This window comes from Streptomyces sp. WMMB303 (assembly GCF_029351045.1).
Classification (GTDB): Bacteria; Actinomycetota; Actinomycetes; order Streptomycetales; family Streptomycetaceae; genus Streptomyces.
On the sequence record NZ_JARKIN010000001.1, the window covers coordinates 4,818,738 to 4,834,515 of the forward strand.

The 15,778-nt window shown below is 73.9% G+C and carries 12 protein-coding genes; 4 read left to right on the top strand and 8 right to left on the bottom strand.

Going from position 1 to position 15,778, the window contains the following annotated elements; translation table 11 throughout:
- Positions 1-38: 38 nt before the first annotated feature.
- From P2424_RS21450 to yhfZ, 8 genes are all read right to left on the bottom strand, one after another.
- Positions 39-1,289, bottom strand: coding sequence for a phosphopentomutase (locus P2424_RS21450; protein WP_276477378.1), 1,251 nt, complete (start codon positions 1,287-1,289; stop codon positions 39-41).
- Complete coding sequence (locus P2424_RS21455) at positions 1,286-2,449, bottom strand: alanine racemase (RefSeq protein WP_276477379.1); 1,164 nt, start codon at positions 2,447-2,449, stop codon at positions 1,286-1,288. The genes P2424_RS21450 and P2424_RS21455 overlap by 4 nt, the downstream gene beginning before the upstream one ends.
- A 1-nt stretch (position 2,450) precedes the next feature.
- A complete protein-coding gene (locus P2424_RS21460) occupies positions 2,451-3,752 on the bottom strand; it encodes an aminotransferase class V-fold PLP-dependent enzyme (protein ID WP_276477380.1) in 1,302 nt (433 codons plus the stop codon).
- Between the two features lies 1 nt (position 3,753).
- Complete coding sequence (locus P2424_RS21465; protein WP_276477381.1) at positions 3,754-4,752, bottom strand: phosphotriesterase; 999 nt, start codon at positions 4,750-4,752, stop codon at positions 3,754-3,756.
- Between the two features lie 91 nt (positions 4,753-4,843).
- Positions 4,844-6,205, bottom strand: coding sequence for a YhfT family protein (locus P2424_RS21470; protein ID WP_276479065.1), 1,362 nt, complete (start codon positions 6,203-6,205; stop codon positions 4,844-4,846).
- A 54-nt stretch (positions 6,206-6,259) separates the two neighbouring features.
- Complete coding sequence (locus P2424_RS21475) at positions 6,260-6,613, bottom strand: DUF2620 domain-containing protein (protein WP_276477382.1); 354 nt, start codon at positions 6,611-6,613, stop codon at positions 6,260-6,262.
- Positions 6,614-6,802: 189 nt separating this feature from the next.
- Complete coding sequence (locus tag P2424_RS21480; RefSeq protein WP_276477383.1) at positions 6,803-7,177, bottom strand: PRD domain-containing protein; 375 nt, start codon at positions 7,175-7,177, stop codon at positions 6,803-6,805.
- A gap of 106 nt (positions 7,178-7,283) precedes the next feature.
- Entirely contained in the window at positions 7,284-8,228 is a 945-nt protein-coding gene (yhfZ, locus tag P2424_RS21485) for a GntR family transcriptional regulator YhfZ (protein WP_276477384.1), read from the bottom strand.
- A 368-nt stretch (positions 8,229-8,596) separates the two neighbouring features.
- On the opposite strand from yhfZ, the gene P2424_RS21490 reads away from it, so the two are divergent.
- From P2424_RS21490 to P2424_RS21505, 4 genes are all read left to right on the top strand, one after another.
- Positions 8,597-11,224: a SpoIIE family protein phosphatase gene (locus tag P2424_RS21490; protein WP_276479066.1), complete on the top strand. Its 2,628-nt coding sequence runs from the start codon at positions 8,597-8,599 to the stop codon at positions 11,222-11,224.
- A 79-nt stretch (positions 11,225-11,303) separates the two neighbouring features.
- Positions 11,304-13,127 carry a helix-turn-helix domain-containing protein gene (locus P2424_RS21495; RefSeq protein WP_276477385.1) on the top strand — a complete coding sequence of 608 codons (1,824 nt, stop codon included), beginning with the start codon at positions 11,304-11,306 and terminating at the stop codon, positions 13,125-13,127.
- A gap of 395 nt (positions 13,128-13,522) precedes the next feature.
- On the top strand, positions 13,523-14,875 hold the full coding sequence (locus P2424_RS21500) for a diaminopimelate decarboxylase (RefSeq protein ID WP_276477386.1): 1,353 nt from the start codon (positions 13,523-13,525) through the stop codon (positions 14,873-14,875).
- Between the two features lie 73 nt (positions 14,876-14,948).
- Positions 14,949-15,767, top strand: coding sequence for a DUF1266 domain-containing protein (locus P2424_RS21505; RefSeq protein WP_276477387.1), 819 nt, complete (start codon positions 14,949-14,951; stop codon positions 15,765-15,767).
- Positions 15,768-15,778: the final 11 nt, after the last annotated feature.

A 15,778-nucleotide genomic window follows, 5' to 3' on the forward strand; every position in this document is an offset into this window, starting at 1 on the left:
GCCCCGGTCCGGACGCCCGGTGCCGGACCCATGATCGCTCATACCGCGGCGCGCTGCGGTATCCGTCTGCCGTTGGCGAGGCCCTCGGGGTCGAGCCCCAGCGCGGCGGCGGTGGTGGCGCCCACGTCCGCGAGGCTGTCCGCGTCCGGCAGCAGCTCCACTCCGGACGCTCCGGGGCGGTGGATGAGCACCGGCACATACTCGCGGGTGTGGTAGGCGTGCCCGATGGTCGGGTCGTTGCCGTGGTCGCCGGTGACCACGAGCCGGTCCCCGGGCCGGTCCAACAGCGCGACCAGCGCGGCCAGCCCCGCGTCGACCTGCTCCAGGATGCGTGCGTACCGTTCGGTGTCCTGCTGGTGCCCGGCCAGATCGCTCTCCTGCACGTTGGCGACGACCAGCGCCTCACCCGGCGCGCGGACCGCCTCCGCCGTGTGCGCGAGGACGTCTGCCGTGGGCACGGCGGGGCGGCGGACCGCTGCCTCGCAGGCGAGGATGTCCGCGGCCTTGCCGACGAGGGTCACGGGGATGCCGGAGCGGGCCGCCAACTCGGGCAGTTGCCGGGTGTGGTCCAGCTCCGCGCCCAGGTGCCGCACCTGGAGGCCGTCGTGCCGGTAGAAGCCGCTCGCCGGGGTGTCCAGCCCCACCGTGCCGCCGTCGCCGTCGCGGACGAACTCGGGCAGCGGGCCGTCCGCGTGGCCGCCGACCGCGATGACCCGGGCGACCGGCGCCACCGCGCGCACGGTGCGGGCGACGGCGAGGATGCCGTCGAAGCCGACGGCATCCAGCTCGGCCGACGCGTTCCAGTTGATGCCGGGATCGGCCTCCAGGTTGTCGTGCACCAGCACACTGCCGTCCACCAGCAGCAGCGGCCGGCCGCCGAGGAGTTCGACCCGGTGCCCCGCCGTGCGCAGGGCCGCGGTGACCTCCGTCAGATGCTCGCCGAGCCGGGCGACGGTCACCCGGCTGAAGTCCGCGCCCATCATGGTCTGGTGCCCGGCGAAGGTGTCGGCGCCGGGGTAGCCCAATGCCGCCCGGCCTGCCGCGACGGGCAGCCGGGTGCCGCGGGCGAGGTCGGGGTGCGGGTGGACCAGGCCCAGGCCCAGCGCGCCGAGGACGGGCAGCCGCAGCGGCCTGCCGAGCGCCTTTCGGGCGTGGTCGAGTACATGACCACAGGTGTCGGCGGTCAGGTCGCCGGGACGCAGCGCACCGGCGTCCGGCATCGCCCCGATCCCGAACCCGTCGACGACGAGGATGACGGTGCGCCCCCGGTCGGCCCGCCCGCCGGTCACAGCGCCCTCCCCTGTGCGTCGTACAGCCCGGTCAGCCGGGGTCTTCCGGACTCGAGCCCGGCCACCACCGCGACTTTGGAGCGGGTCACGAAGACCTGGGTGCGGAACGCGAGCAGCGCGGTGTCGCCGGCCCGCACCGGCCGGTCGACGTCGGGGGCGGCCAGCAGCCGGTAGTAGTCGATGTTCTCCGCGGGCGCGTCCTGCACCGCCAGCCGCTGCCCGGTGCGGGGCAGCAGCGCGGAGTTGAGGTGCGCGCGCGGGTAGAACCCGCCGCCGAACAGCGCCGGCCGCCCGTCCGCCAGCGTGTGCGCGACTTCCGACACGTAGACGTAGGCGGGCCGTTCGGGCTGGCCGGTGTCGACGGCGTGCAGCGGTGTGGTGCCGGTCAGGGCGTGGCCGGGCTCGCCGTGGGTGGCGCCCAGCCGCGCGAGCAGCGGCAGACTGGCCACGGAGGTGGCGCTGGGGGCGCTGAGCTTCAGGTCCCGGTGTCCGCGCGCGGCCAGCGCCTCGCGGGCTTCGAGGGCGACGTCGAAGGTGGGAGTGGGCTCGGGCAGGCCGGTCTTGGCGTCGCACAGCACGCAGGGGAACGCGGTGACTCCCGCGATGCGGATACCCGGCAGGCGCTCGGCCTGCTCGGCGAACGTGTCGAGCCCGGTCAGCGGGACACCGCCCTCCTGCCCCGGGTAGACCGAGCCGGGGGCGCCCTCGAGCCGGACGAGGACGTCCTGCACCAGGCCCAGGCGCTGCGCCGCCGCGGAGACGGCACGCGCGTTGTCGAGATCGAAGACGGTGACGGTCTCCGGCCGCAGCGCCAGCAGCTCGGGCAGGGCGCGGTGCGGGACCTGCACCAGGTGGCCGAGGTTCCCGGCGCGGACTCCGGCCGTGTGCAGGGTGCGCGCCTCGTCGGCGTCGATGGCGGCGAACCGGGGGATGGCGCGCGCGACGGCCCGGATCAGTTCCGGGTTGCGGCCGAACTGCTTGACCACGAACCACAGCGACAGGTCCAGGCGCTGGGCCGTGTCCGCGAGCAGGGCTGCGTTCCGCGCGATGGCGTCCAGGTCCATGACGTAGGTGTCGGGTGGGATCTCGCCGCGCCGGTGGAGGTCGGCCGCGGTGTCGGCGAGCTCCGGGTTGCGGGCGAGGAGGCTGTCGAGGAACACGTCAGTCCTTTGCGCGGTGCTGCGGTACGTCGTGCGGGGCTGCGGGCGCGGCATGGTGCCGGGGCGCTTCGGGCGCTGGAGGCGCGGGGGCGGATCCGGGCGCCGGGGACGCGGGGCGTCCGGGTGCTCCGGGGGCGGGTGGTGCGGTGCCGATCACCGCCAGGGAGCGGCGCAGGATGTCCAGGACGAGGTCGGCGCCGGCGCGCATCGGATTGACGCGGACCACCCAGTCGGCCAGCTCGGGTGCGTCGTCCAGGGCCGAGCTGGACATCCGGTAGAAGAGCGGCGCGATCTCGTACCGGGAGTTGGAGCCCACCGGGTAGGGCGCCGCGCCGAACCGGGCGGCCACCTCGGGCAGCCGCCGCGCCACGGGCGCGTCGAGCTGCACGAGCAGGCATCTGTCCTGCGCGTTGGCGATGCGCACGTCGGCGACGCCGGGCACTTCGCCGGCCGCGAGGCGCTCGGCGATCTCGGCGCCGACCCGGGACTGCAGGGCCCACATCACCGGCACGTGGGTGAGGGCGCGCAGCGCGTCGAGCGCCTGGTGGCCCTGGACCTGGCCGCCGCCGGAGTAGTTGTCGGCGTGCACGCGGGCGACCAGGTCGGTGGCGCCGACGACGGCACCGACGCCCTCCGGGCCGTGCAGCTTGAACAGCGAGAAGCAGGAGGCGTCCGCGCCGAGTTCGACTCCGGAGGCGGGCACCCGGAAGACGGCGTAGTTGTCGTCGGTGAGGGTGCGGACACCGGCCTGCCGGCAGGCGGCGAGGACCTCGCCGGGATCGTAGGAGTCGGCCAGCCGCTGCCGGGTGTGCTGCACGTACGCCCAGCGGAAGCGGCCGGAGGCCAGCACGCTGCGCAGCGCGTCGAGGTCGTTGAAGTCGGCTTCGACGGTCTCGACTCCGAGCCCGCGCAGCGTCACGGCGGTGGTGCGGTAGACGGGGGCCCGGTGGATGAGCAGGGGTTCGCCCGGCCCGACGGCGGCGGTCAGGGCGGCGCGGATCGCGCCGGTGCCCGCGCCCTGCACGAGTGCGGCGTCCTCGGCGCCGAAGTACGCGGCCAGCACCGCCTCGACGCGCGCGGTGGTCAGCGGGCGGCCCAGCTCGGGCACCACTCCGGCGTCGGCGGCGAACAGCTCCGGCCCGGCGAAGTGTGCCGCGGTGGCCTCCAGCAGCCGGAACTGCTGCCCGGCCGCGTCTTCCACCGGAACGGTGTCCAGCGGGAACGTGCGGGGCAGCGGCGGGGGCGCCGGCCTCGAGCCGTGCGCGTCCGGCGTGTCGGACGGGTTCGAGGGGGTGGCGGCCATCTCAGATCTCCTCCGGGCTCGCACCGGTCAGAAAGCGCAGCGGGTTGCGCCGCGTCAGCACATCGATCAGTTCGTCGTCCACGCCGGCGGCGCGCAGGGCGGGCAGGAACGAGCGGAACAGGTGCCCGTAGCCCGTACCGCCCTCGCTGCGCAGGTAGGCGTGGCGGGAGATGTCGCAGCTCAGCAGTGCCCGGTCGGCGTGCCCGGCCTCCAGGAACGCGAGGAGCAGCCGCAGCCGCTCCTTGTCGCTCTGGTAGCTGTCCTTGCCGACGGTGTCGAACGCGACGTAGGCGCCGGCCTCGGCGAGTCGCCGGTGCACGGCGGGTGCGGTGAGCAGGTCCTGGTGCCCGACGCAGATCCGGTGCGGGGCGAGACCCGCACCGGTCAGCAGGTCGAGCTGGGCGAGTCCGCCGTGGCCGAGCTGGGCGTGGGTGGCCACCGACAGGCCGGTGGCGACGGCCGTGTGCGCTGCGGCACGCAGTACCCGGGTCTCGGGTTCGCTGGGGGCCTCGCCGTGGCTGCCCACCTCGCCGAGCACTCCGGGGCGGATGCCGGTGGGTGCGCCGTCGGGTCCTGCCATGCCCTCGCGGACCTCCGCCGTCAGGGTGGCGGCGAGCTGTTCCACGGAGGCTCCGGCCAGGTCGCCGGGCGGATGGAAGGGCTCGTAGTACCACCCGGTCGCGGCGACGACGGCGACGCCGCTGTCCCGGGCTATCCGGGCGAGGGCGGCCGGATCGCGGCCCATGCCCCGGCAGGTCAGCTCGATGACGAGGGAGAGGCCGTATTCCTCGCGCAGCGCGGCCAGTTCCCGGCCGACGGCCGGTCCGTGCCGCTGCGCGTCGAGGACGGCGGCTCCGTCGTTGCGGCGGTCCAGGTCGAGGACCAGGTGTTCGTGGGCGAGGACGGGGCCGCTGACGGATGCCGCCGCCAGCGGCCCGGCGACCGTGTGCACCCGCGGCTCGGTGCCGCGGTGCGGGTGGGGGGTGGAGCGCGCGCTCATCGGTGGGCCTTCCTGGTGGCGTGCTGCCTGGGGCCGCTCGTGCGATCCTGCGGGATCGCGGGCCCCGGGGGCACGCCCCGGTCGGGACGGATCAGCCCTTGAGAGGGGTGAAAAGGTCGAGCCAGTAGAGGATGTTGAGCAGGACGCCCCCGATGATCACTGCGGTGGGCGCGGCCGCCATCCGGACGACGGGGCGGCCCATCGCCTCGTTGAGCAGGTAGAGCCCGCCCACGATGAGGATGCCGAGTCCGCCGCCCATCGCGTTGGCCGCCATCAGGGAGCCGAAGAGGATGGCCAGGTGGAGGCTGTCGGTGATGGCGTTGCGCAGGTGCTCGGAGGAGTCCCGGACGCTGGGGAGCTTGCCGAGGACCTTGCCGATGGACGAGAGCGCCAGGACCTCGAGGGCGAAGACGGCCGCTCCGACCACCGCCGCCAGCACCGGGTTCGGCATCAGGTAGCCGATCGGGTAGACGAGCGTGAATCCGGCGATGCCGTAGGCGCCCGAGGCGAGCGCCGTCGTCGCGATCAGCGGGACGAAGCCGAAGACGCGGTAGAAGTCGACCTGCGCGGCCTCGGAGAAGTGGCCCTTGGCTATGAGGAAGCTGGTGGCTTCGCCGCCGCCGAATATGTGCATCTGGGCGAGGACGCAGACGCCCGCGCCCAGGACCATGAACAGCGGCAGATAGCGGCGCAGCCGGGTGGCGCTGGCGCTGAAGAGGGAGGCCATCGGATCGTCGTCGGGCGTTGAGCCCTCGGAGGCGGCGCCCGGGGCGGTGGCGGCCTGGCGGTCCGCCTTGCGCTGCACCAGGTCCTTGCGGACGGCGAGGCCGATCAGCAGGAGGACGCCGACCGCCATGGCGAGCGCGCCGGCGAAGATGTCGGGCCACAGCTTCATCGTCATGACGACGAGGGCCAGTTCCACCGCGCCGGCCGCCGCGCCCCACGCGCGTCCGAACTGCTTGGTGATGGCCAGCACCGGGAACAGGGTGAAGAGGAAGAGGATCGGCGTCGACATCTGCTGCATGGCCGTCAGGAAGTCGACGGGAAGGTCGTGCGCGACCTCGTTGGCCCCGTTGAGCCCGAAGACGACCACCGCGCCCCATCCGGCGCCCAGCAGCGGCGCCAGCCACTTCTTCGGAGCCAGCAGACCCAGGATGTCGGTGGGCAGGAAGAGCAGCCAGGGGTTCAGGACACCGGAGGAGAGCGCCATCGGCGCGCCGAGCCCGAAGATGAATCCTGCGGAGAGCCCGAAGGAGACCGCGGTGGTGGCCGAGCGGGTGGTCCGGCCGTGGATGAAGTCCAGCATGAACGGGCGCACTCCGTCGTTGAAGACGGCCAGCGCCATGTGCGAGATGAACGCGGTCAGCGCGCACAGCAGGATCACGGTCAACTGCTGCGGCAGCGAGAAGTCCAGTCCTGCGTCTGCGGCCAGTTGGAGGCCGGTGGTGCTCATCGTTCTCACGGGGTTCGCTCCTTACACGCCCGGGGGTTCTGCGCCTGGACCCAGTCAGGCACGCGCGAGGGCGCGGGCGAGCAGGGGGGCGATGGTCTCGATCTGGTCCATGGAGAAGCCGAAGACCTTCTTGCCGTCGGCGATCAGTGCCGCCACCTGGTCCTCATCGGGGACCGTGCGGCCGAAGGTGTGGCAGGCGGGCCGGCCGAGCAGCCCCACGAGGACGCCGAGCGAGGCCCCGGCCCCGGTGTGGCAGGTGCCGAGGTAGTAGTCGGCCTGACCGGAGCGCAGCTTCATGGCGGCGTCCATGTCGCTGGAGACCACGACGTCGACGCCGTCCAGGTCGAGGGCGCGTACCGCGTTCGCCACTTCGGTCTTGCCGACTCCGCCGGTGAGGATCTTCGTCATGAGTGGTGCCTCTCGTCTGTGCCGCGGGGCCCGGCGGCGGGTCCCGGAGGTGTGTCGGGGGTGCTTGGGGAGGGGGTTCGGGGAGGGGTGGTCCGGTAACGGCGTCCCGGTGGTGCCGGGGGGCGGTCGGGGTGGTGGGGTTCCGTGTCTCCGGTGTCTCCGGTGTCTCCGGTGTCTCCGTAGCGAGGGTCAGGGGGACACCCGCTGGGCGAGCACGGCCAGGTGCATGGCCAGGAAGTTGATTTCGGAACCGGGCAGTGAGGCTCCCAGTTCGGCCTCGGCACGGGTGGCGACGCGGCGGGCGCGGGAGACGGCCGCCGGGTGGTCGGCCAGTTCCGCCGCGACCTGGTCGTCGGTCTGGAACTCCTCGATGGGCTCGCCGTCGAGCAACCGGGTGAGGGCCATCATCAGATGGCTCGTCAGCATGCCCGCGGTCTCCTCGGTGACCGGAGCGCCCTCGCCGGCGAGCGCGGACAGTTCCGTCGTCACGAAGTCGGCCACTTCGGGGCGGACCTGGCCGCCGTCCCGGAAGAGCTGGATTCGGAGTGCGAGTTGGTCGTCCACGGCGTTCTCCTCGACGGGCGACAGAAATCGGGATTCTGGATTCTCCGGAGCGGTCGCACCCCGTCGCGAAACGGGGGCGGGTCGACGGGCACTGCCGGGGCGTCAGTCAGTACGAGGGCATCCGGTCTCCTCGTACGACCGCGGACTGCAGCTTCGTCACCCGTTCGGTGTCGATGGCCTCCCGTATGGCGTGCAGTGCGGCCACGCTCTCGGCTCTGCCGATGACCGCCGCGCTGGAGTTGCGCAGCGAGAGGTCCCGCGCTATCTCGTCGCCGAGCGGCAGCACCTCGATGCCCTCGCCGAGCCGGCCCTGCACCTCGTCCAGGTTCCAGACGGTGGCGTCCGCCTTGTCCTGCACCAGCAGATCGAGGAGCTGCATGTAGGAGCACTCGATCCACTCGACGTCCACCCGGCCCGCGAACGCGCGTTCGGCGAGCAGCCGCTGGTCCTCCGAGGCGTGGTCGACCGCGACGCGAAGGCCGGGCGCATCCAGCGAGCCCCCTTCGCGCAGCAGTACTCCGTGAGCCCCGACATAGGTGGTCGGGCCCAGGTCGACCACCAGCGAGAGGTCCTCGGGATACTCCTCGATCAGGCGGTCCGCGGCGTAGCGGGAGAGGACGACCAGGTCGGCCTTGCCCTCCAGCAGTGCCGTCGCCCTGCTGCCCGCCCCACGCATGAAGGTGATGCCGAAGGGCGTCCCGGCGTCGTCGAAGGCGGCACGCAGACCGGTCGCCAGGCCCTCGTAGCGGCGGGAGTAGGGCAGCGGCATCGCGGCGAGCAGGGTGCCCAGCCCCGACAGCCGCCACAGGATCGAGCGGTCCGACCGGACGAGGAAGGTGCCCAGATGGCCGCGCGCGGCGGTCTCGATCGCCCCGGCCTCCTCCAGCAGCCGCAGCGCACCCTGGACGGTGCCGTTGCCGCAGCCCAGCTCCTCGGCGAAGTCCCGGACCCGGGGCAGCCGGCGCTCCGGCTCGTACTCCAGCAGGAGGAGCGCGAGCTGGCGGGCCGCCAGGCCGTTGCGGGTCAGGAACCGCTCGTCGTAGTCGTTCACGACGGCACAGTAAACAGAATCCTGGATTTTTGACAAGACCCCCACCCGGATTCCTCCGGGTGCCTCGGCCCCCGCTTTCCGGGCGGAGAGAGTCCGAGTCGACGGAGGCTCACCATGCGGAGAACTGCTAGAAAAGGTGCATGCGCGGACTTTTCAGGCGCCGATCGACTCGGCGTGGACAGCACCGCCAGGTGCGGTCCGCCTCCGCGCATTCCGCGCACGGCCCGGGTGCCGAGCGGACGCCCTCCCGGGACAGGCCTCCCGACAGCGGGCCGCCGGCCCGCGAACGCCTCTTCCGGCTCCCGTTCGGCCCCCGCACCGTCGCCGGCGAGGTCTTCTTCCTCCAGGTGTCGGTCATCGTGCTGCTGATGATCGCCGTGGTGGTGGCGTTCGTCCTGCACGCGCGCTGGAGCAGCACCCGCCAGGCCAACAAGCAGTCCCTCGCCGTCGCCACCACGTTCGCGCGCTCCCCGGACGTCCTGGCCGGGCTGGAGAGCGAGGATCCGACCGCGGCGCTCCAGCCGCGCGCCGAAGCGGTCCGCAAGGCGACCAAGGTCTCCTACGTGGTCGTCTGGAAGCCCGACGGCACCCGCGTCACGGCGCCGCAGCGGGACCTGATCGGCAAACGCGTCGCGGGCCCCGTGCAGGACCTCGTGGACAACGCGCGGGAGGGCCGCTCGACCACCAAGACCCTGCAGGCCGCCCCCGGACTGACCGTGAACTCCGCCGTCCCCGTCACCCGACCGGACGGCACCCTCGCCGGACTGGTCTCCACCGGCGTCACGGTCTCCCGGGTGAACGAGGGCGTGAAGCGGCAACTGCCGGTGCTGCTCATGTCGGCCGCCGGTGCGCTGCTGCTCGCCTCCGGCACCTCCGCGCTGGTCAACCGGCGGCTGCGGCGCCAGACCCACGGCCTGGGGCCCGAGGAGATGACCCGGATGTACGAGCACCACGACGCGGTGCTGCACGCAGTCCGGGAGGGCGTGCTGATCGTCGACGAGACGGGACGGCTGATCCTGGTCAACAACGAGGCACGACGGCTGCTGGAGCTGCCCGAGGGCGCCGAGGGGCGCCCTGTCGACCAGGTCGGGCTGGGCGCGGGCATGATGGGCCTGCTGACGTCGGGCCGCGCCGCCTCGGACGAGGTGCATCTGGCCAAGGGCCGGCTGCTGGCCGTCAACATCCGCTCCACCCGCAGCGGGGAGGGCCCGCCCGGGCGGGTGGCCACGTTGCGGGACACCACCGAGCTGCACGCGCTGGAGGGCCGCGCGGAGGGCGCACGGGAGCGGCTGCGGCTGCTGTACGAGGCCGGAGTGCGGATCGGCACCACACTGGATGTGACCCGCACCGCCGAAGAGCTGACCGAGGTGGCCGTCCCCCGGTTCGCCGAGTTCGCCACCGTCGAGCTGCTGGACCCGGTACTGCGCGGCGAGGAGCCCTCCGCCGCACGCACCGACATGCGCCGCACCGCGATGAGCGGCGTCCGCGACGACGCGCCGCTGCTCCCGGTGGGTGCCGTCGTCCGGACCGTGGAGACGCTGCGCGGCCACGCCGAGGAGGCGGGCGAGCAGTCGGTCCTGGAGACCGATCTGCGGCAGGCCGACGACTGGCTGGCGCAACAGCCCGACCAGGGACGGGCCGCGCTGGAGTACGGCATCCGCTCGCTGATCAGCACCCCGCTGCGGGCCCGCGGCGTGGTGCTGGGCAGTGTCGACTTCTGGCGCACCGACCGCAGCGAACCCTACGGCGACGACGACGTGGCCTTCGCCGAGGAGCTGGCCGCACGGGCCGCGGTGAGCATCGACAACGCCCGCCGCTACACCCGCGAGAACGCCATGGCGGTCACTCTCCAGCGCAGTCTGCTCCCCCGCGGCCTGCCCGACCAGGACGCCCTGGATGTCGCCTCGCGCTACCGGCCCACCAGGGCCGGGGTGGGGGGCGACTGGTTCGACGTCATTCCGCTGCCCGGCGCCCGGGTGGCGCTGGTGGTCGGCGACGTGGTGGGCCACGGACTGCACGCGGCCGCCACCATGGGCCGGCTGCGCACAGCCGTGCTCAACTTCTCCTCCCTCGACCTGACCCCCGAGGAACTCCTGGCGCACCTGGACGAGCTGGTCGACCGGATCGACCAGGACCAGACCAGCGAGGGCAACGGTGCGACCGTCACCGGAGCCACCTGCCTGTACGCGATCTACGACGCCGTCTCCGGGCGCTGCACCGTGGCCCGCGCCGGCCACCCGGGGCCCGCGCTGGTCGCGCCCGACGGCACCGTCGACTACCCGGAGGTGCCCGTCGGCCTGCCGCTCGGTCTGGGGGGCGCACCGTTCGAGACGGCGGAGCTGCACCTGCCGCCCGAGAGCCAGCTCGTCCTGTTCACCGACGGACTGGTGGAGGACCGCGAACGCGACATCGACGACGGCCTCGCCCTGCTGCGCCGGACCCTGTCCGGCCATCCCGGCAGGTCGCCCGAGGACACCTGCCGCGCTGTGCTCGACACCCTGCTGCCCGCCGAGCCCAGCGACGACATCGCGCTGCTGGTGGCCCGCGCCCAGGTGCTCGATCCCGAACAGGTCGCCCAGTGGGAGGTACCGGCCGACTCCGGCGCGGTGGCCCCGCTGCGCGCCCAGGTCAGCCGGAAGCTGGCCGAGTGGGGCCTGGTGGAGGCGTCCTTCACCACCGAACTCATCCTCAGTGAACTGGTCACCAACGCCATCCGCTACGGCAGCGAACCGATCCGTGTCCGGCTGCTCCACCAGTCCCGTCTCACCTGCGAGGTCTCCGACGGCAGCAGCACCTCGCCGCATATGCGCCGCGCGGCGGCCACCGAGGAGGGCGGCCGCGGCCTGTTCCTGGTGGCGCAGCTCGCCGAACGCTGGGGCACGCGCTACACGCCGCACGGCAAGGTGATGTGGACGGAACAGAACCTGCATCCCGAGGAACACCGTCCCGATGAGGACGCCGACAGCCTCCTCGACCAGTGGGGCGAGTCCCTGTGACCCGGTGAGCCCCGCGCGGCCCCCGCGGGCTCGGGAACCTTCGCGCTGCCGCACTCTGCGGCTGGGCCACACTTGGGCCATGTCCAGCTCAAGCCCATGGGCCATGTCCAGCTCAAGCCCGGCCCACCGACCGGCCGCCCCCGAGGTGACAGAGCAGCACCAGGGCCACCCCACCCTGGCGAGCCTGCTGGCGACCACCCCGGGCGAGGCGCTGGACCTGCTGGCGGCGCCCCGCGGCAGCCACGTCCCCGTCCACGGGGTGGGCGTCTTCGACGCCGGGGAGACGTTCGCCGCGCACGGACAGGTGCTGCTCGCCCCCGGCACCGACGACTCCTCCGACACCGCACCCCTGGTGCTGCGGTCCGCGGCCCGCGCCGGGGCCGCTGCCGTCGTCGTGCGGCGCGGCGCGGACGGCGCGGACCCGCGGCTGCTGGAGGTGGCCGCCGAGACCGGCACGGCACTGCTGACCCGCGCCCCCTGGGTCGAGTGGACCGAGCTGATCGGCATGCTGCGGGCCGGGCTGGCACACGCCGGCGGCCCACCCGCCGGGGAGTCCCCCACCGATGTGCCGCTCGGCGATCTGCCCGCGCTGGCCCGCGCCCTGTCCGCACTGGTGGGCGGCGCGATCACCATCGAGGACCCGGACTCGCGGGTGCTGGCCTTCTCCCCCACCGAGCACGGCTCCGACCCGCTGCGCCGCCAGACCATCCTCGGCCAGCAGGTGCCCCGCTGGCGGCTGGCCGAGCTGGCCGCCAGCGGGTTTCTGCGCACCCTGTGGTCGACGGACGAGGTGGTGCACCGCCCCGCGGAGGGGCAGTTCTCCGAGCGGCTGGCGGTCGCGGTGCGCGCGGGGAACGAGGTACTCGGCTCGATCTGGGCCGCCGCCGACGGCAGCCCGCTGCGGGATGCGGCGCGCCAGGCACTGCGGGAGGCGGCACGTACCGCGGCCCCGCATCTGCTGCGGCACCAGCAGCGCACCCAGCAGGGAGCGGCGCACCGCAGGCGCGCGGTGCGGGACCTGCTGGAGGGCGCCGGAGACGCCGAATCCGCCGCCGCGCTCGGACTCGCCACCGAGACGCCCTGCGTCGTCCTGTCCGTCACCACCCAGGGCGCCGTGGCCGCCAAGGGCGACAAGGGGGCCGTGGCTCCCCGGGGCGCCGGCACCACCCAGGGCGGCCCGCCGCGGGACGGGAGCGGGGAAGCAGAGCCCCAGCCCGACGCCCACGACGGGGCGCTGCGCCTGGCCTCCCTCCAGGCGACGGCTCACCAGCCTCCCGGGCATCCGCTGCGGGACGCCGACCGGCTGGACATCCTGCTGCCGCTGGCCGACGGGGAGCCCGCGGAGGCGGACGCAGCCGCGCGGCGGCTGGCCCTGCGGCTCGCCGCCGCGGTCCACGAAGCGGGAGCCCTCCCCCTGGTGGCCCTCGGCACGCCGCAGCCCACTCCGGCGAAGGCACCCCGGTCGCGCACATCCGCGCACCTCGTCCTCCAGGTGCTGCGGGACCGCGCCGCACGAGCCGCCCACGAGAGGGCTCCGAAGCCGCTGGAGGTCGCTGCCGAGACGGACGTGCGCGCGGCACTGGACGCGCTGCGCGCCGTGCACGCGGTGGCCGGGCTGACGCCACCCGTGGACGGTCCGGTGCGGGAGCTGCTGGCCCACGACGCGCAGCACGGCACCGCGCTGGCGCCGACCCTGGCCGGCTACCTCAGCAGGTTCGGCGACGTCCCCGGCACCGCGCGCGAACTGGGTGTGCATCCGAACACCCTGCGCTACCGGCTGCGCCGGCTGCGCGACCGGTTCGGGCTCGACCTCGACGATCCCGATGTGCGGCTGCTCGCCGAACTGGCACTGCGTGCGGCGGGCAGCCATCCGGCAGCGACGCGGGACGACCGGTCGGGGTGAGCGGCGCCGCAGCGCATTGTGCGGCCGGGATCGCGTTGTGCGGCCGCACCAGAGGCGGGGCGGCGCATGGTGCGCGAGCACAGTCCCCGCCGGGATGCCGCCGCCCCGTTGGAGCGGCGTCCATCCCAGCGCCCGGAGGTTCGGCCCCGCCACCGCAGACCGGGCGGGGGCCCGCGGCGCACAGTGGACGGGTGTTCTCGGGGCGACCCGGCGACCGGCGACAGACGACCGGCGACAGCCGACAGGCGACCGGGCACGCCGGACCGGGGCGAGGCGTACGACAGCCCACCGGCCCGGCGACGGAGTCACCGAGCCGACCCGGGGAACCCGAGGCAGGAGCCCCCGGGCGGGCCGGGAGCCCGCCCGCGGGGCCGACCACGTGAAGGGAGTCGCAGATGGTGCCGGACGCCGTGGCGCGCAGGCAGGAGGCGGTCCGGGCAGCGGTCCGCGAAGAGCTGCTGGACCCGGAGGCGCCGGTCGTCGCCCTGCTGGACGTCGAGGGCATCCGGGAGAGCGCCCGGCAGTTGCACGCCGCGTTCGCCGGCCCCTCCCCCGTGCTGCACACCTTCGCCGTCAAGGCGGCCTCACTGGTGCCCGTGCTGGAATTGCTGGACGAGGAAGGAATCGGCGCCGAGGTGGCGAGCCCGGGAGAGCTGGCGCTCGCTCGGGCCGCGGGCGTCCCGGCTGCCCGGACCGTCCTCGACTCCCCCGCCAAGACCCCGGCCGAGCTGCGGGACGCGCTGGAGAACGGCGTGGCGGTCAACGCCGACAACCCGCAGGAACTCTCCCGCCTCGACGCGCTGGTGGCCGGGCGCACCGCGGCGGGTCAGGCACCGGGGGCACCGCTGGGCCTGCGGATCAACCCGCAGGTGGGCACGGGTTCCATCGACGCGATGAGCACCGCGACGGCTACCTCGAAGTTCGGGGTGGCGCTGCGCGATGACGGGGCCGAACAGTGGATCGTGGACAGCTTCCTGTCCCGCCCCTGGCTGACCCGGCTGCACTCGCACACCGGTTCGCAAGGTGTGCCGCTGGAGCTGATGGCCGAGTCGGTGCGGGTCGTCTTCGAACTGGCGGAACGGATCAACCGCGAGGCGGGCCGACAGCAGATCGACACGGTCGACATCGGCGGCGGCCTCCCGGTGAACTTCGCGGGCGACGAGACCGAGCCGTCGTTCGACACCTACGCCGGGCTGCTGCGCCGCACCGTGCCGGGACTGTTCGGCGGGCGGTACACGCTCGTCACCGAGTTCGGCCGCTCACTGCTGGCCAAGCAGGGCTTCATCGCCGCGCTGGTGGAGTACACCAAGGCCTCCGGCGGCCGCCGCATCGCCGTCACCCACGCGGGGGCGCAGGTGGCGACCCGTACGGCGTTCGCCCCCGAGGCGTGGCCGCTGCGGGTAGGTGCCTTCGACGCGAAGGGGGCACCCAAGCGCACCCCCGAGCTGGTGCAGGACGTGGCCGGGCCGTGCTGCTTCGCCGGGGACCTGGTGGCGCGCGAGCGTGCCCTGCCCGAACTGGCGCCCGGCGACGTGGTGGCGCTGTGGGACACGGGCGCCTACTACTTCTCCACGCCCTTCCAGTACAACAGCCTGCCCCGGCCCGCGGTGTACGGCTTCCGGCACGACGGTGACGCCGGTATCCGCTTCTCGCTGGTGCGCGCGGCGCAGCGGATCGAGGAGGTCGTGGCGGAGAGCGGCGCCGCCCAGCGCGGGGCGCTCACCGGCGGCCCCGCACCCGGCCGCTGAGCCGGACGGCGGCACGGATAGGCTCCCGCACCGTTCCCGGAAACACCGGGTGCGTTCCGCACGGGGGTCGAGTGTGTTCGGTTTTCTCCGCAAGTCTCCGATCTTCCCCTGGGCGGGCGACCGGCTGCGGTCGGCCCGCTCGGGGGGCGAGGCGGACGCGTCGGTGCTGCGCGGCCTCGCCTGCGGGGCACATCTGAAGTACGCCAACGGCGACCCGTGGAACACGGTCGCCGACCCGCGTCCGGCGCCCAAGTGGGAGCGCACCCGGCTCAAGTCGATGTGGAACGTCACCGACGCGCATCAGTGGCACGAGATGGTGCAGGAGTTGCTGGACGGCCAGATCTCCACCCCGCTGTGGGACATGGCCATGGGAGCCCGCGCCGCGCTCCTCGTCCGGCGGCAGGGCACCCCGGAGGCCGGGCAGCCGGTCTCGGAGCAGGCGTGGAACGACGCGCTGGGGCGCTGGCTGGTGGACCGGCTCGGCCCGCACCATCCCGAACTGCGCGACACCTCGGCGTCGCTCCGCGAGGCCGTCAGCCGCATCCTGCGCTACGAGGCCCGCTTCCGTGAGGACGGCCTGCTGGGGCGCGACGCCGTAGTACGCCGCACCCTGGCCTGGGATCTGGGCCGGGCCGCCAACATGGCCTGCTGGGGCGTGGACGCGGGCTTCGCACAGCCCGACGAGGCACGCGAGGCGCTCCGCGTCGTGGGCTGCGCCGCGGCGGAGGAGTACGGCACCTGGAGAGACTTCTCCCTCGGCTACGTCCTCGGCCGCTGCCTGCACTTCGACGAGGACGCCTTCGGCTCCTGGTACCGCGAGGTCCGCGACTCCCACCGACTCCTGACCACCGACCGCAAGAGCCCCTGGACGGCGCTGCCGCTGCGGGGGTGAGGCGCGGACCT